The organism is Kribbia dieselivorans NBRC 106261 (assembly GCF_001552435.1).
GTDB lineage: Bacteria > Actinomycetota > Actinomycetes > Actinomycetales > Dermatophilaceae > Kribbia > Kribbia dieselivorans.
Genome location: NZ_BCRE01000018.1, coordinates 1 through 15,402, shown reverse-complemented (window position 1 = coordinate 15,402; position 15,402 = coordinate 1). Strand labels below are relative to the sequence as shown.

Sequence of the window (15,402 nt, the reverse complement as noted above, 5' to 3'; positions counted from 1 at the left end):
GGTCGCGCCGAGCAGGTCGACCTGCCGCTGGCCGCGCCGCTGGCCGACCTCGTCGCCGCCGTGCTCGCCCAGGGCACCCTGACGATCTGCGGTCAGTGCGCCGCCCGCCGAGACCTGACCGAGGCCGACCTGCTGCCCGGAGCGCGGATCGCCGGGGCCACGGTGCTCGTCGAGGAGATCGTCGCCGAGGGCACGAAGGTGATGGTCTACTGAGCCGGAGCGTCGATCACGCCGGAGCGCGGTTCGCGCCCGGAGCGTTGATCACGGCGCGTAGGCCGCCATGTCGTCGGCCCGCAACGCCTCGGCCAGCCGGTGGTTGCCCGCCGCGTCGAACACGACGATCGACTGGTCGCCGGCCTGCCCGACCCCGCCGTTCGGAGCGGTGTGGAAGTGGATGTCGTCGCCGCGCAGCCCCCGCAGGCTCAACGCCTTGCGCCGCACGTCGTTCATCGAGAACGTCGCGTCGACCGTGGTGTTCTTCGTGGCGGCGTCGACGAAGGACGTGAACTTCACCGGGTTCGCGATCACCCCGGGGGAGAGCACCTTGAGCATCACCGCCTTGATGAACGCCTGCTGGCGCTGACCGCGCGAGAGGTCGCCCCCGGAGAGTTGGTAGCGCTCGCGCACGAACCCGAGGGCCTGCTCGCCGTTGAGGTCGTTCCACCCCTGCTTGATGTCGACCCCACCGTTGCCCGAGGCCGTGCTCGCCTCGTCGGCCCAGACCCGCACCCCGCCGAGCGCGTCGGTCATGGCCTTGAACCCCTCGAAGTCGGTGTTCGCGACGTGGTCGACCTGAACCCCGGTCAGGCCCTCGAGGGTCTGCACGAGCAACGGCGCCCCGCCGAAGGCGAAGGCCCAGTTGATCTTGCCCTTGCCGTGGCCGGGAATGTCGACCCAGAGGTCGCGGGGGTAGTGCACGAGGTCGACGCGGCTGCCGTCCTGGCTGATGTGGAGCAGCTGGATGACGTCACTGCGCGAGTTGGTCTCGCCCGGTCGCGCATCGGAGCCCAGCAGCAGGTACGTCTCGCCCTTGCCGGACTCCTTGCCCTTGACGAGCTTCTCCTTGGTGCCGGCCTTGGAGGTGTACGTCGACTGCCCATCGGGGGGAAGCAGGTCGGCGCGAGCGAGGTTGTTGTCGGCCCGCTGACTGATGAACGCGACGTAGCCCCCGGCGCCGACGGCCACGAGCGCGACGATCGCCACGAGCACGATGAGGGTGCGCTTCCACCAGCGGCCGCGGCGACGCTCCCGGCGGTCGCGACGCGGCTGGCCCGAACCCTCCGGCGCCGCAGGGTCGGGCGACGCGGCCAGGTCCGTGAAGAAGTCGTCCACCATGGCGGCCAGTGTAGGTGGGTCCGCCGACATCAGCCTGAGGCCGTACATTGGTGGGCCATGGCTGATGTGGCGAACCTCCTGCGTGGCGCCGGGATGCGCATGACGCAGCAACGACACCGTGTCGTGCGGGCCGTCGAGCTCCACCCCCACTCGACGCCCGAGGAACTGGTCGAGGCCGTCGGCGCCGACGGCGGCCCCAGCATGCCGCCGTCGACGATCTACCGCACCCTGGAGGCGCTCCAGAAGGTCGGCGTCGTCGACCACACCCACCTCGACCATGGCCCGCCGACGTATCACCTCGCCGGCACCCACGGTCATCTCCACCTCGTGTGCCGCAATTGCTCCGCCGTCGAGGAGGTGCCCGCCTCGTTGGCCGAGGTCCTCGTCCACCGGCTGCGGGGGTTCACCGACTTCGCGCCCGACCCGACGCACATGGCCATCCACGGCTATTGCGCCGCCTGCCAGGAGGTTCTTCCGTGACCGAGCCCGACACCCCCACGTCGACCCCGACGACCCCGACCACGCCGCCCTCCGCGCTCCTGGCCCGGCCGGGGGCGGTCGAGGCCGACGGGGCGGAGCGCGGTGTGGCCGCGCACTACGGCGATCCGTTGCGCGAGCAGAAACTCCTCGAGGAGGGACTGGCCGCGGTCGACCTGTCGAACCGTGGCGTCGTCACGGTCACCGGCCCGGACCGCCTGTCCTGGCTGCACTCCATGACGACCCAACATCTGCTCGAACTGCCGCCGCGCACCTCCCGCGAATCGCTCGTGCTCAGCCCGAAGGGCCACGTCGAGCACGCCCTGCACCTCGTCGACGACGGCACGACGACGTGGATCACCGTCGAGCCGGGCACGGCCGAGGCCTTGGTGACGTGGCTGCGGTCGATGCAGTTCATGCTGCGCGTCGAGGTCGCCGACGTCACCGGCGAGTGGGCGGTCGTCGGCGAACCGATCGGCGCCGAGTCCGCCGACGGAGAACCGTTGGCGTGGGTCGACCCGTGGCCGCGGCTGGTCGGGGACACCGCCGCCTATGGGCCGGTCGAGGACCACCCGGCCGCCGACCGCGCGTGGCGCGAGCTCATCGTGCCCCGGGCCGAACTCGACTCCGCCATCGGTGATCGACCGCCGGCCGGGCTGTGGGCGGCCGAGGCGCTGCGGATCGCGGCGTGGCGACCCCGGCTCGGGCACGACACCGACCACCGCACGATCGCCCACGAACTCGACTGGCTGCGCACCGCGGTGCACCTGCACAAGGGTTGCTACCGCGGGCAGGAGACCATCGCCCGGGTGCACAACCTCGGCCGGCCGCCGCGGCGCCTGGTGTTCCTGCACCTCGACGGCTCGGGGCACACGCTGCCCGAGGCGTCGGCCGAGCTCACGCTGGCCCCGGGGGAGCGGGCCATCGGGCGGATCACCAGCGTCGCGCGGCACCACGTCGACGGGCCGATCGCGCTCGCGGTGATCAAGCGCAACGTGCCGATCGACGCCGTGCTCCACGCCGGGACGATCAGCGCCGCCCAGACCGTCGTCGTCGCGCCGTAGCCGGCGCGCACCCAGCGGCCGCCCAGCCACCGCGGCTAGGGTGGGTCCATGGAGTTCCTTCCGGCGATCCGCCTCGGCATCCTCACCGTGCTCGGGTTGGCCGCGTTCATCGTCGAGGTCATCGCCTTCGTGGACGCGCTGCGTCACCGCCCGGACGCGTACACCGCGGCCGGCAAGCTGACCAAGCCCGCGTGGGTGGCGATCACCGGCATCGCGGCGCTCCTGGGGTTCGTCGTCATGGGCAACCCGCTCAACCTCTTCGGCCTTCTCGCCGTGGGCGCGGCGCTGGTGTACGTCCTCGACGTGCGACCGGCCCTGCGGCGAGTGCTCGGCAATCGTGGCGGCAGCAGCGGGTACGGATCCGGCCGCTGGTGAGCGCCGGCGGCGACCGGTGACGGGCACCCGGGGTGGCAGCGTGCCGTTTTCGGCGCGCAGGTGGCACACTGTGGTCGTTTGATCCGGCACAGAGGGGGAAAACCGCATGACGATCGAGGACCCGCGGGGTTCGATGTTCTCCGACGAGCGCCCGTGGGGTGCCTTCGAGCAGTTCACCCTCAACGAGCCGACGACCGTCAAGATCATCACCGTCACGCCCGGTCAGCGACTCTCGCTACAGACGCATGCCAAGCGCGCGGAGTTCTGGCAGGTCCTCGACGGCCCGCTGGACGTCACCATCGACGACCGGACCTGGTCGGCGCAACGGGACGAGAAGGTGTGGATCCCGCTCGGGGCGCAGCACCGACTGGCCAACTCCACCGACGTGCCCGCCCGCATCCTCGAGATCGGCTTCGGCGAGTTCGACGAGTCGGACATCGTCCGCCTGCAGGACGACTACCAGCGCTGACGCCGAGTGGTCAATGATTGTGGGATAACCGGCAGTTATCCCACAATCATTGACCACTCGGCGACAGGTCACCACTCGACGACGGGTCACCACTCGACGACGGGTCACCGCGGGGCGACGGGTCACCGCGGGGCGACGGCGTCCCACGCGATCGTCACCTCACCCAACCGCCAGCGCGACCGCCCGCCGATCACCGGCCACCCGGCCGCGACGAGCGACTCCACCGTCGCGATGAACCGCTGTCGCGCCCCCCACCCCGGCAACGCCCGCGCCCACCCGTCGTCGAGCCGACCCAACAGGTCATGGATCGCCTCGCCGGGCACGTTGTGATGGATCAACGCCTTGGGCAGACGGGCCGCGATCTCCGACGGCGCGCCCAACCCCCGCAGGCGCCACGACAAGGTCAACGAGACCGGTCCGTCCTCCGCCACGACGATCCAGGTCGCCAGGCGCCCGAGTTCGTCGCACGTGCCGTCGATGAGGATCCCGCCGGGGGCCAACCGCTCGCGCACCCGCGCCCACGCCGGCTCGACCCCGGCCTCGTCGTACTGCCGCAGCACGTTGAACGCGCGCACCACGTTTGGGCGAGCGCCACCGGGCACCGGCACCTCGAAACCGCCGCGCACGAATTCCAGCCCGTCCCCGGCCAGGGGTTGCGCCGCGGCCACCCGCTCCGGGTCGATCTCGATGCCGACCACCCGCAACCCCGGGTGCGTCGGCCGCAACCGGTCGCGCAACTCGACCGCGGTCACCGGAGAAGCGCCGTACCCGAGGTCGACGACGACCGGCGCCTGGGCCGATCGCCACCGCCACGCCTGGGTCGCCACCAGCCAGCGGTCCATCCGGCGCAGGCGATTGGGGTTGGTCGTGCCGCGGGTGATCGTCCCCACCGGCCTGCCCGCCCCTGCCCTGCTCACGAGATCCAGCGTAGGCGGCCCGCGCGAACACCCCTGTGGGAGACTGGCCCTCTCATGTCCTCTTCGCCTGCCTCCGCGACGAGCCCGGTGGACAACCGCGGGATCGAGCGACTGGCCATGCTCAGCGTGCACACCTCGCCCCTGGCCCAGCCGGGCATCGGCGACGCCGGTGGCATGAACGTGTACGTGCTCGAGGCGGCCCGCGCGCTGGCCCGGCGCGGGGTCGCGGTCGAACTGTTCACCCGACGCACCTCCGCCGCGCAACCCGACGCCCACGTGCTCGACGATCCGCTCATCACCGTGCGGCACATCGAGGCCGGGCCGTACGGCGGGCTGCGCAAGGAGGACCTGCCCGGCCAACTGTGCGCGTTCACCGCCGGCGTGATGCGCGCGGTCGCCCACGCCGCCGAGGGGCACTACGACGTCGTGCACGCGCACTACTGGCTCTCCGGGCACGTCGGATGGCTGGCCGCGGAACGGTGGCAGGTGCCGCTCGTGCACACCATGCACACGATGGCCAAGGTCAAGAACCGCGCGCTGGCCGAGGGCGACACCCCCGACCCGGTGACCCGCGAGATCGGTGAGGAGCAGGTCGTCCAGGCCGCCGACCGGCTCGTCGCGAACACCGACATCGAGGCGGCCGAGCTCATCGACCTGTACGGCGCCGACCCGCGCAAGGTCGTCGTCGTCCCACCGGGCGTCGACCTGTCCACCTTCTCACCGGGCGATCGCACCGCGGCCCGGAGCGCCGTGCACGTCGCCGACGACACGATCCTCCTGCTCTTCGTCGGGCGCATCCAGCCGCTCAAGGCGCCCGACGTACTCGTGCGGGCGGTCGCCGACCTGCTGCAGCGGCGGCCGGAGTGGCGCGAACGCGTGGTCGTCGGTGTCCTCGGGGGCGCCTCGGGGACCGGGCTGGCCGCGCCGCACGCCCTGTCCGATCTGGCGGTGCGCCTGAACGTGCCGGTGCGGTTCGAGCCGCCGACCTCGCGCCCGATGCTCGCGCAGTGGTTCCGCGCCGCGGACGTCGTGGCCGTGCCCTCACGCAGCGAGTCGTTCGGCCTCGTCGCCGTCGAGGCCCTCGCCAGCGGCACCGCGGTCGTCGCCGCGAACGTCGGCGGGTTGCCCACGGCCGTCGGTGACGCAGCGGTGCTCGTCGACGGGCACGACCCGGCGCACTGGTCGCGGGCGCTGGAGTCCGTGATCGACGCTCCGGCCCGCCGGGCCGACCTCGTGCGCCGCGGGCTGGCCCACGCCGCCACGCTCGGCTGGGACGTCACCGCGCAACGGCTCATCGACGCCTACGCGCAGGCCGTGGCGGAGCGTCGTGCCCGATCGGGCGGTGGGTTCGTCACGGGCGACGACGGGCCGATGGCCGTGCCGATCCCCGGTCCGATGCCGGCGTACTGACCTGATTCCGACCCCATCCCCGAGCACGAGGAGTCCCGCGCATGACCACGCAGCCGGCCACGGCCGCCGACCTGACCCGCTGGCTCGACGAGGCGGGCATCGAGCACGAGCCGGGCACCCGCGACGGCGAGATCGTCGCGACCCTGCCCGGTGAGAAGAAGCTCAGGACCGTCGTCTCGCTCGTCGTCGGCGAGGCCGACCTGTCGGTGTCGGCCTTCGTCATTCGCCACCCGGACGAGGCGCACGAGCGGTTCATGCGCTACCTCCTGCGGCGCAACCTGCGGCTGCGCGGGGTGGCCTATGCCATCGACGGTGACGGAGATGTGTTCGTCACCGGGCGCGTGCCCCTCGCCGGGCTCGACGCGACCCGCCTGGACCAGGTACTCGGCTCCGTGCTCGAGGCCGCCGACGACCCGTTCAACGAACTGCTCGTCATCGGGTTCATCACCTCGATGCGCAAGGAGTGGGACTGGCGGGTGGCCAACGGCGAATCGACCCGGAATCTCGAGGCGTTCCGCGCGATCCTCGAACACCGGGCTCCTGAGGTGGAGACCGACGACGCACATTAGTCTGGGGCCATGTCTACGCTGATCCTGCTTCGCCACGGCCGGTCCGACTGGAACGAGAAGAACCTCTTCACCGGGTGGGTCGACGTCGACCTCATCGAGAAGGGGCGCGAGGAGGCTCGCCGCGGCGGTGAACTCCTTCAGGAGAACGGTCTGCTGCCGACCGTCGTGCACACCTCGCTGCTGCGCCGCGCGATCACCACGGCGAACATCGCCCTGGACACGTGCGACCGCCACTGGATCCCGGTGCGCCGCGACTGGCGCCTCAACGAGCGTCACTACGGTGCGCTGCAGGGCCTGGACAAGGCCGCCACCCGTGACAAGTACGGCGACGAGCAGTTCATGCTGTGGCGCCGCTCGTTCGACACCCCGCCGCCGCCGATCGACGTGGACAATGAGTACGCGCAGACCGGCGACCCGCGCTACGCCGGCATCGAGGTGCCGCGCACCGAATGCCTCAAGGACGTCATCGCCCGGCTCATGCCGTACTGGGAGGGGCCGATCCAGGCCGACCTCGCCGCCGGTGAGACCGTCATCGTCGTCGCCCACGGCAACTCGCTGCGCGCGCTGGTCAAGCACCTCGACGGCATCTCGGACGAGGACATCGCCGGGCTGAACATCCCCACGGGCATGCCCTTGGTCTACGACCTCGGCGACGACTTCATGCCGACGAAGCCGGGCTACTACCTCGACCCGGAGGCGGCCGCGGAGTCGGCGGCCGCGGTGGCCAACCAGGGCCGCTGACGCTGCCCGCCCGCGGGGGAGCCCGTCAGACGGGCTCCTCCGGGGGCACCCGGCTCGGATCGGTCGGCCGGTCGGCCAGGTCGGCGCTGTCGGCGGTGACGAGGAAGCGCACCCGGCGGGCGACCGAGACGGCGTGGTCGCCGAATCGCTCGTAGTACCGGCTCAGCAGCGTGGTGTCGACCGCGGCCGTCGTGCCGTGCGACCACTCCTGCTGCAGCAGGCGGTCGAAGAGTTCGCGGTGGGCGTCGTCGAGGTCGTCGTCGAGTTGCTCGATCTCGTGGGCGGCCAGGCCGTCCAGCGAGGCCAGCGCCTCCTCGGCGGCGCGGCAGATCTGCTCGGCCGACTCGCCCATGGACCGGAAGACGTCCTCGACCTCCTCCGGCACCGCTTGGTCGGGGAAGCGCATGCGCGCGACCTTGGCGACGTGGCGGGCGAGGTCACCCATGCGCTCGATGTCCGAGGAGATGCGCATGGCCGTGACGATGGAGCGCAGATCGGTGGCGACGGGGGCCTGCAGGGCGAGCAGGGAGACGGCGCGGGCATCGGTCTCCTCGCGCAGGTCGTCCAGTTCGGCGTCGGCCGCGATGACGGAGTCGGCCAGTTGCACGTCGGCCTCCAGCAGGGCCTCGGTCGCCTGGTGCATGGCGGTGCGCGCCATCCCCATCATGCGCACGAGCTCGTCGAGCACGTCCTGAAGTTCCCGGCGGAACGAAACTCGCAACACTGCTCCCCTGACGTCGTACCTTCTGTCCCTGATGTCGTGATCCTGAGGACAAAGACTAATCTGCTGCTGTGACCCCAACAACAGCGGCCGTCCTCAGCGCGCTCGTCGGGCTGGCGATCGCCGTTGTGGCCGTGGGGATCTGGCGGGCGATGCAGCGCTCGCACACCGCTGAACTGGAGGTCGTCCACGACCGGGCGGCGTTGGCGTCCACGGCCGACGTCCTGTCCGTGCTGCGCTCCTCGGGGATCATCGTCGACGACTCCGATGCCGTGGTGAGCCATTCCGAGTCGGCCGAGGCGTACGGCCTCGTGCGACATGACGAACTCGTGCACGACGAACTCCTCGCGATGGTCGACCAGGTGCGCCGGGACGGGACCATCCGCGAGCGCGAGCTGGACCTGTCGCGACCGCCGATGCGGCAGAGCTCGATCAGCGTGCGGGCCCGCGTGGCACCGCTGCGCACCGGGCACATCCTCCTGCTCGTCGAGGACAACACCCAGGCGCGCCGCGTCGAGGAGATCCGGCGCGACTTCGTCGCCAACGTCAGCCACGAACTCAAGACCCCCGTCGGCGGTCTGGCGCTGTTGGCCGAGGCGGTGCTCGATGCCCGGGACGACCCGGAGGCGGTACAGCGCTTCGCCTCCCGGATGCTCGTCGAGACCGACCGGCTGACCCGTCTGGTCAAGGAGATCGTCGATCTCTCGCGGCTCCAGGCCGCGCAGTCGCTGACCGACCCGCAGCGCGTCGGGATCCGTGGCGTCGTCGACGAGGCCATCGACCTGACCAAGGTGGCCGCCGACGCCAAGGACATCACCGTCAACACCCGCGTGCCCGAATCGCTGAGCGTCTTCGGTGACCACGATCTCCTGGTGACGGCGGTCGGCAATCTCATCGGGAACGCCATCGCCTATTCTTCTGAACGGACCAAGGTCGGCGTCGGCGCTCGTCAGGTGAACGACGTCATCGAGATCTCCGTCACCGACCAGGGCCCCGGCATTGCCCAACCTGAGCAGAGCCGGATCTTCGAGCGGTTCTATCGCGTGGACGCAGCGCGATCGCGGGCGACGGGAGGCACGGGACTGGGCCTGTCCATTGTCAAGCACATCTGCGCCAACCACGGCGGGGATGTGCAAGTGTGGAGCGAAGAAGGGCACGGCTCCACGTTCACCATCCGGTTGCCGGCGGCAACCGCGCCGCACGCGACCGTGAGCACGGCACAAGGAGATCGGGAGTCATGACGCGCATCTTGGTGGTGGAGGACGAGCAGTCGTTCTCCGACCCGCTGTCGTACCTACTGCGCAAGGAGGGGTACGACGTCGAGGTCGCCGAGAACGGCAACGACGCGTTGGCCCACTTCGACAAGACGGGTACGGACCTCGTTCTCCTCGACCTCATGCTCCCGGGCCTGTCCGGGGTCGACGTCTGTCGGGCGCTACGGCAGCGCTCGAACGTCCCGGTCATCATGCTCACCGCCAAGGACAGCGAGATCGACAAGGTCGTCGGCCTCGAGATCGGCGCGGACGACTACGTGACCAAGCCGTACTCCTCGCGTGAGCTGCTGGCGCGGATCAAGGCCGTGCTGCGCCGCAACGTCGAGCCGGAGGAACTCGTGCCGGCCACGCTCGAGTCGGGCCCGGTGCGGATGGACGTCGAACGTCACATCGTCACGGTCGACGGCAAGCAGACGCCGCTGCCGCTCAAGGAATTCGAACTGCTGGAGATGTTGCTGCGCAACACCGGTCGCGTGCTGACCCGGCTGCAGCTCATCGACCGGGTCTGGGGCACCGACTACGTCGGGGACACCAAGACCCTGGACGTCCACATCAAGCGCCTGCGCGCCAAGCTCGAGCCGGACCCGGCGAACCCCCGGTTCATCGTCACCGTGCGTGGGCTCGGGTACAAGTTCGAGATCGGCTGAGCGTCACCCCACACAGCAACACAGCAACGCCGAGTGGTCAATCCTTGTGGGATAACCCGGGGGTATCCCACAAACTTTGACCACTCGGCGTTGGGGTGCCGGGTATCGGGCCGGGGCCAGCCCGACCAGGACTACTGGGAGCTGCGCGGTGTCGCCGTGGGGGTGACGGTCGAGTAGTAGCCGGTGGGCTCCAGGACCGGAACGTCGACCGGAACCTCGCCACCGCTCGGCGTCGAGACGACCAGCTTCTCGAGGTCGCCGGGCTTGCCCGTGACCTTGGCCAGGCCGGCCTGCACGACGATGCTCTTGCCGGCCGCGACGGTCTTGGTGACCGAACCCCCCTCCGCGGTGAAGGTGACCTTCTCGTCACGCGTGCCGTTGTTGGCAACGCCGGCGGAGATGGTGCCGGTGCCCTTGCCGTCGCTGACGATGAGCAGGTTGCGCACCTGCACGTCACCGAGGTTGGCCGGGCGGCCGTCGCCGGCGACGTACTGGACATCGGTCTGCACCGGGGAGTTCACTCCGCAGCCACCCAGGGCAGCGGCCGCGAGCACGGCGGCGGCAATGGTGCGACGCGCGCGGGAGGTCTGAGGCGAGGTCATCCAGTTCACGAGGGGAGAGTACCGCGAGCGAGTACGCGCGCGCTGCCCGGGCCGGTGAATCCTCCACCGTCGACGCGGCATTCCTCCCGATCGTCCCGTCATCCCACCATGCGGACGGCGCGTCGGGAAACGGAGGGTGAACGAGAGCTGAACGGTAGCCGACGAAGGCGCGTGATCCGCGGTGGATGGCCGATCTGCCCGGTAGCGGAGGTCGCCCTTCGTGACCCTCGTGTTATCCTTGAGGTCGCGAAAGGGGATTACTCCACATGGCTTTCAAGGTCGGCGAAACGGTCGTTTACCCGCATCACGGTGCGGCTTTGATCGAAGAAATCAAGATCCGCACCATCAAGGGCGAGGAGCGACAGTACCTCAAGTTGAAGGTCACCCAGGGTGACCTGACGATCGAGGTGCCCGCCGACAACTGTGATCTGGTCGGTGTCCGCGATGTGGTCGGCCAGGACGGCCTCGACCGCGTCTTCGAGGTGCTGCGCATGCCTCACGTCGAGGAGCCGACCAACTGGTCGCGTCGCTACAAGGCGAACCTCGAGAAGCTCGCCTCCGGTGACGTCATCAAGGTCGCCGAGATCGTGCGCGACCTGTGGCGTCGCGACCGTGACCGAGGCCTGTCCGCCGGTGAGAAGCGCATGCTGGCCAAGGCTCGCCAGATCCTCGTCTCCGAACTCGCGCTCGCCGAGAAGACGGATGAGGAGAAGGCCGAGGTCATGCTCGACGAGGTCCTCGCCTCCTGACGGTGGGCACCCCACCACGCACCGGCTGCATCGTCGTCGCCGCCGGTGCGGGCTCCCGGCTAGGGGCCGATCGCCCCAAGGCGTACGTCGACTTGGCCGGGCGACCGATCCTCGACCACGCGTTGCGCGGAGTCCTCGACGTCCCCGGCATCACGCGGATCGTCGTGGTCGCACCCGCCTCGCACGTCGACAGCACGGTCGATCGTTGGGCCCACGAACCACGGATCGCCGTGGTGGCGGGAGGCGCGCAGCGCACCGATTCGGTCGCGGCCGGGCTCGCTGCACTGGGCGAGTGCGACGTCGTCCTCGTCCACGATGCCGCCCGCTGCCTGACACCGCGCTCCGTCTTCGAGCGTGTGACCGCTGCCGTCGTGGCCGGCGCCGCCGCCGCGATCCCGGGTCTGCCGGTCGTCGACACGATCAAGGTCGTCGACTCGGACGGTCACGTCGTCGCCACACCCGACCGTGCGTCGCTCCGGGCCGTGCAGACCCCGCAGGGGTTCACGCCCGAGGCGCTGCGCCGGGCCCACGCCGGTGGCTCCGTGGCGACCGACGACGCGGCCCTCGTCGAGGCGCTCGGCCTGCCGGTCGTCGTCGTCGATGGCGATCCGCGGGCCCTGAAGATCACCACGCCCGACGACCTGACGCGGGCCGAAGCCCTGCTGGAGGACCCCGTATGACCGAGCACCCGCGCAGCCCTGATGCGGCCGCGCCCGTCCCGCTGCCCCGGGTCGGCATCGGCACCGACGTGCACGCCTACGTCGACGCGACCTCCGGCGAGAGCGACCGCGCCTGTTGGGTCGCCGGGCTCGAATGGCCCGGCGAGCGGGCGTTGGCCGGCCACTCCGACGCCGACGTCGCCGCCCACGCGTGCTGCGACGCCCTCTTCTCCGCCGCCGGCATCGGTGACCTCGGCACCCATTTCGGCACCGACCGCCCCGAGTTCGCCGGCGCGTCCGGAGCGTCGTTGCTCACCGAGGCCGCCCGCCTCGTGCGGGCCGCGGGGTACGAGATCGGCAACGTCGCCGTCCAGGTCATCGCCAACCGCCCCAAGATCGGCACGCGCCGCGACGAGGCGCAGGCCGTCCTGTCGGCGGCGTGCGGGGCTCCGGTCACGGTCAGCGGCACGACCACCGACCGCCTCGGACTCACCGGTCGGGGCGAGGGCGCGGCAGCCATGGCGACCGCGCTGGTCTACCCGGTAGACCGGAATCGGTAGCCTGACCCAGTGGCACTGAGACTGTTCGACACCGCCGCGCGCGAGCTGCGCGACTTCACCCCGCTGACTCCCGGCAAGGTCGGGATGTACATCTGCGGGCTGACCACCCAGGGGGCGCCCCACCTCGGGCACGTGCGCTTCGCCGTCGCCTTCGATGTGCTGCGCCGCTGGCTGACCGTCGGCCACGGCTACGACGTCGCGCTGGTGCGCAACGTCACCGACATCGACGACAAGATCCTGCGCAAGTCCGCGGAGTCCGGTGAGGACTGGTTCGCCCTCTCCTACCGCAACGAGCGGGCGACGACCGCGGCGCTGGAGACCCTCGGCATCATCCCGGCAACGTACGAGCCGCGCGCGACCGGTCACATCACCGAGATGATCGAACTCATCGACACCCTCGTCGAGCGACAACACGCCTACCCGGCGCCCGACGACTCCGGCGACGTCTACTTCGACGTCAAGAGCTACGCCGACTACGGCGCCCTGTCGAACCAGTCCCTCGGCGAGATGGTCGCCGCCGACGACGCCGACCCGCGCGGCAAGCGCGACCCGCGCGACTTCGCCCTGTGGAAGGGCCACAAGGAGGGTGAACCGGCCACCGCCTCCTGGCCGACCCCGTACGGGCGGGGCCGCCCCGGCTGGCACCTCGAGTGCTCCGCCATGGCCCGCAAGTACCTCGGCGACACCTTCGACATCCACGGCGGCGGCATCGACCTGCGCTTCCCGCACCACGAGAACGAGCAGGCGCAGTCGCGCGCGGCCGGCCTCGGCTTCGCCCAGTACTGGCTGCACAACGCCTGGGTGACGGTCAAGGGCGAGAAGATGGGCAAGTCCCTGGGCAACGCCCTCGAGATCCACCACCTGCTCGAGACGCACACCCCGCTGACCCTGCGCTACTTCCTCACCGCCGCCCACTACCGCTCGACGATCGAGTACCACGAGGGGTCGCTCACCGAGGCCGGAGCAGCGCTGGAACGGATCGAGGGATTCCTCCGGCGGGCGCTGCCGGGCGTCACGACGATCGAACCCACCGGCGACGAGACGCTGCCCGAGGCGTTCCGCACCGCGATGGACGACGACCTCGGCGTCTCCGGGGCGCTCGCCGCGATCCACGAGGCCGTGCGCGAGGGCAACACGTCGCTGGACGAGGGCGACCGTCAGGCCGCGGCCGAGGTGGCGCACACCGTCGTCGCCATGGCCGACGTGCTCGGCATCAATCCGCTCTCCGCGCAGTGGGTCGGGGGCGGCGACGGCGCCGAGGACGACACCCACGCAGCGCTCGACGCGCTCGTGCAGCAACTGCTCGTCGCCCGCACCGAGGCCCGCCAGTCGCGCGACTTCGCCACGGCCGACGCGATCCGCGACCAACTCTCCGGCGCGGGCATCGCGCTGGAGGACACCGCTGCCGGCGTGCGCTGGTCGCTGGCCAAGCACACGAAGGACTGACATGCCGGGTAACTCCCAACGCCGCGGAGCGGTGCGACGCGAGGGTTCGAAGAAGGCCCGTACCGTCGGGTCGGGCGGGCAACGCCGCCGCGGGCTCGAGGGCAAGGGCCCGACCCCGAAGGCGGTCGACCGCCCGGCGCACAAGGCCCACAAGATCAACAAGGCCAAAGAGGCCGGTGCCGCCCGGCGACCGGCCCGACGCACCCGCACGTCGAGCGAGATCGTCGCCGGGCGCAACTCCGTGGTCGAGGCGCTGCGCGCGGACATCCCGGCCACGACGATGTACGTCGCCGGCCGCATCGACGCCGACGACCGGGTGCGTGAGGCCCTCACGCTGGCCAACGAGCGTGGTCTGCCGGTGCTCGAGACTCCGCGGGGTGAACTCGATCGACTCACCGACGGAGCGGTGCACCAGGGCTTGGCCTTGCAGGTGCCGCCGTACGAGTACGCCCACCCGGCCGACCTCATGCACTCCGAACTGCCGGGGGTGCCGCTGATCGTCGCGCTCGACGGGATCACCGATCCGCGCAACCTCGGCGCGATCGTGCGCTCGACCGCCGCGTTCGGTGGCCACGGCGTCGTGGTGCCCGCACGGCGCTCCGTCGGGATGACGGCCTCGGCGTGGAAGACCAGCGCCGGGGCGGCCGCGCGGGTGCCGGTCGCGCAGGCGACCAACCTGACCCGCGCGCTGGAGGACTACCGCAAGGCGGGATTCTTCATCCTCGGCCTCGACATGGACGGTGACGTCTCGCTGCCCGACCTCGAGTTGGCCACCGAACCGATCGTCATCGTCGTCGGCTCGGAGGACAAGGGGCTGAGCCGCCTCGTGCGCGAGACCTGCGATCAGATCGTCTCGATCCCGATGTCGTCGTCGGTGGAGTCGCTCAATGCCGGCTTGGCGGCGGGCGTGACCCTCTACGAGGTCGCCCGCCGCCGGCTCGGCAAGGTCTGATCTGCGCGGAGCGTCAGCGGCGCGCGTCGGGCAGGCGCTCGTGCACGTCCTCGCTGATGCGGATCACGGCGGAGACGAGTTCGAGCGACATCCGGATCATCGCCAGGTAGAAGATGACGACGAGCGGCACGAGGAGCAGGGCGACGATGCCGACGATCGGGTCGGTCATGAACGCCGAGCCGATGCTGCCCAGGCCGGCGAGCACGAGCAGCGTGGTCACGATCAGGAAGACGATCCGGACGATCTGCGGTGTCGCGTAGGTCGTGAACGAGAAGTCGAACAGCGCCGCCAGGCCGCCGCGGGGGGCCTTCGGCGCGGCGGCGGTCGGAGCGCCGTGCGGCTGGCCCAACGGGTCGGTCGGGTAGGGCTGCTGGGCGTACTGCTGCGGCTGGGCCTGCTGCGCCTGGGGCTGGGGCTGGGGCTGCTGCGGCTGGG

At 70.8% G+C, this 15,402-nt stretch carries 20 protein-coding genes; 15 read left to right on the top strand and 5 right to left on the bottom strand.

From position 1 onward, the window contains the following. Positions 1-213, top strand: a 213-nt coding sequence (locus tag KD1_RS01980) for a DsrE family protein (protein ID WP_169795316.1), incomplete at its 5' end; no start/stop codon positions are given. 48 nt (positions 214-261) lie between these two features. Here the strand turns inward: KD1_RS01980 and KD1_RS01975 are convergent. After that, positions 262-1,335, bottom strand: a complete 1,074-nt coding sequence (locus KD1_RS01975) for an LCP family protein (protein WP_068396767.1) — start codon at positions 1,333-1,335, stop codon at positions 262-264. A 57-nt stretch (positions 1,336-1,392) separates the two neighbouring features. Here KD1_RS01975 and KD1_RS01970 point away from each other — a divergent pair, with 57 nt between their 5' ends. The 4 genes from KD1_RS01970 (at position 1,393) to KD1_RS01955 (ending at position 3,720) form a co-directional block, all read left to right on the top strand. After that, positions 1,393-1,815 (top strand): Fur family transcriptional regulator, encoded by a 423-nt coding sequence (locus KD1_RS01970; RefSeq protein WP_068396762.1) that lies wholly within the window; start codon positions 1,393-1,395, stop codon positions 1,813-1,815. Next, positions 1,812-2,876 carry a CAF17-like 4Fe-4S cluster assembly/insertion protein YgfZ gene (gene ygfZ, locus KD1_RS01965; protein WP_068396758.1) on the top strand — a complete coding sequence of 355 codons (1,065 nt, stop codon included), beginning with the start codon at positions 1,812-1,814 and terminating at the stop codon, positions 2,874-2,876. Before KD1_RS01970 ends, ygfZ begins: the two co-directional genes overlap by 4 nt. Positions 2,877-2,924: 48 nt before the next feature. Beyond that, complete coding sequence (locus KD1_RS01960; protein ID WP_068396756.1) at positions 2,925-3,251, top strand: DUF2516 family protein; 327 nt, start codon at positions 2,925-2,927, stop codon at positions 3,249-3,251. Positions 3,252-3,357: 106 nt separating this feature from the next. Beyond that, complete coding sequence (locus KD1_RS01955; RefSeq protein ID WP_068396753.1) at positions 3,358-3,720, top strand: phosphomannose isomerase type II C-terminal cupin domain; 363 nt, start codon at positions 3,358-3,360, stop codon at positions 3,718-3,720. A 122-nt stretch (positions 3,721-3,842) separates the two neighbouring features. Here KD1_RS01955 and KD1_RS01950 read toward each other — a convergent pair whose 3' ends face one another. Continuing rightward, complete coding sequence (locus tag KD1_RS01950; RefSeq protein WP_245627234.1) at positions 3,843-4,562, bottom strand: class I SAM-dependent methyltransferase; 720 nt, start codon at positions 4,560-4,562, stop codon at positions 3,843-3,845. A 129-nt stretch (positions 4,563-4,691) separates the two neighbouring features. Here KD1_RS01950 and mshA point away from each other — a divergent pair, with 129 nt between their 5' ends. Genes mshA through KD1_RS01935 form a run of 3 tightly spaced genes read left to right on the top strand, consistent with a single transcriptional unit; the run spans position 4,692 to position 7,357 of the window. Further along, a complete protein-coding gene (gene mshA, locus KD1_RS01945; protein WP_083541921.1) occupies positions 4,692-6,047 on the top strand; it encodes a D-inositol-3-phosphate glycosyltransferase in 1,356 nt (451 codons plus the stop codon). A gap of 41 nt (positions 6,048-6,088) precedes the next feature. After that, positions 6,089-6,616: a type III secretion system chaperone family protein gene (locus KD1_RS01940; protein WP_068396747.1), complete on the top strand. Its 528-nt coding sequence runs from the start codon at positions 6,089-6,091 to the stop codon at positions 6,614-6,616. 9 nt (positions 6,617-6,625) lie between these two features. Further along, positions 6,626-7,357, top strand: coding sequence for a phosphoglyceromutase (locus tag KD1_RS01935; protein WP_068396744.1), 732 nt, complete (start codon positions 6,626-6,628; stop codon positions 7,355-7,357). Positions 7,358-7,382: 25 nt separating this feature from the next. Here the strand turns inward: KD1_RS01935 and phoU are convergent, their stop codons facing one another. Beyond that, the gene (phoU, locus tag KD1_RS01930) at positions 7,383-8,081 is read right to left on the bottom strand and encodes a phosphate signaling complex protein PhoU (protein ID WP_370670731.1); all 699 of its coding nucleotides are present in this window, start codon (positions 8,079-8,081) and stop codon (positions 7,383-7,385) included. A 68-nt stretch (positions 8,082-8,149) separates the two neighbouring features. Between phoU and KD1_RS01925 the strand changes: the two genes are divergently transcribed. Both KD1_RS01925 and KD1_RS01920 read left to right on the top strand, forming a co-directional pair. Further along, positions 8,150-9,319 carry a sensor histidine kinase gene (locus KD1_RS01925; RefSeq protein WP_068396741.1) on the top strand — a complete coding sequence of 390 codons (1,170 nt, stop codon included), beginning with the start codon at positions 8,150-8,152 and terminating at the stop codon, positions 9,317-9,319. Next, positions 9,316-9,999 (top strand): response regulator, encoded by a 684-nt coding sequence (locus tag KD1_RS01920; protein ID WP_068396738.1) that lies wholly within the window; start codon positions 9,316-9,318, stop codon positions 9,997-9,999. The genes KD1_RS01925 and KD1_RS01920 overlap by 4 nt, the downstream gene beginning before the upstream one ends. A 131-nt stretch (positions 10,000-10,130) precedes the next feature. On the opposite strand, the gene KD1_RS01915 is transcribed toward KD1_RS01920, so the two are convergent. Further along, positions 10,131-10,610: a hypothetical protein gene (locus KD1_RS01915; protein WP_157073110.1), complete on the bottom strand. Its 480-nt coding sequence runs from the start codon at positions 10,608-10,610 to the stop codon at positions 10,131-10,133. Positions 10,611-10,867: 257 nt separating this feature from the next. Between KD1_RS01915 and KD1_RS01910 the strand changes: the two genes are divergently transcribed. Genes KD1_RS01910 through rlmB form a run of 5 tightly spaced genes read left to right on the top strand, consistent with a single transcriptional unit; the run spans position 10,868 to position 14,967 of the window. Then, complete coding sequence (locus KD1_RS01910; protein WP_068396732.1) at positions 10,868-11,350, top strand: CarD family transcriptional regulator; 483 nt, start codon at positions 10,868-10,870, stop codon at positions 11,348-11,350. Between the two features lie 2 nt (positions 11,351-11,352). Further along, positions 11,353-12,030: a 2-C-methyl-D-erythritol 4-phosphate cytidylyltransferase gene (gene ispD / locus KD1_RS01905; protein WP_083541919.1), complete on the top strand. Its 678-nt coding sequence runs from the start codon at positions 11,353-11,355 to the stop codon at positions 12,028-12,030. Then, complete coding sequence (ispF, locus tag KD1_RS01900; protein ID WP_068396730.1) at positions 12,027-12,569, top strand: 2-C-methyl-D-erythritol 2,4-cyclodiphosphate synthase; 543 nt, start codon at positions 12,027-12,029, stop codon at positions 12,567-12,569. Before ispD ends, ispF begins: the two co-directional genes overlap by 4 nt. Before the next feature lie 9 nt (positions 12,570-12,578). Then, positions 12,579-14,015, top strand: coding sequence for a cysteine--tRNA ligase (gene cysS / locus KD1_RS01895; RefSeq protein WP_068396725.1), 1,437 nt, complete (start codon positions 12,579-12,581; stop codon positions 14,013-14,015). Position 14,016: 1 nt separating this feature from the next. Beyond that, complete coding sequence (gene rlmB, locus KD1_RS01890; protein ID WP_068396722.1) at positions 14,017-14,967, top strand: 23S rRNA (guanosine(2251)-2'-O)-methyltransferase RlmB; 951 nt, start codon at positions 14,017-14,019, stop codon at positions 14,965-14,967. 13 nt (positions 14,968-14,980) lie between these two features. Here the strand turns inward: rlmB and KD1_RS01885 are convergent. After that, a partial coding sequence (locus KD1_RS01885) for a DUF4282 domain-containing protein (RefSeq protein ID WP_068396719.1) occupies positions 14,981-15,402 on the bottom strand: 422 nt, incomplete at its 5' end.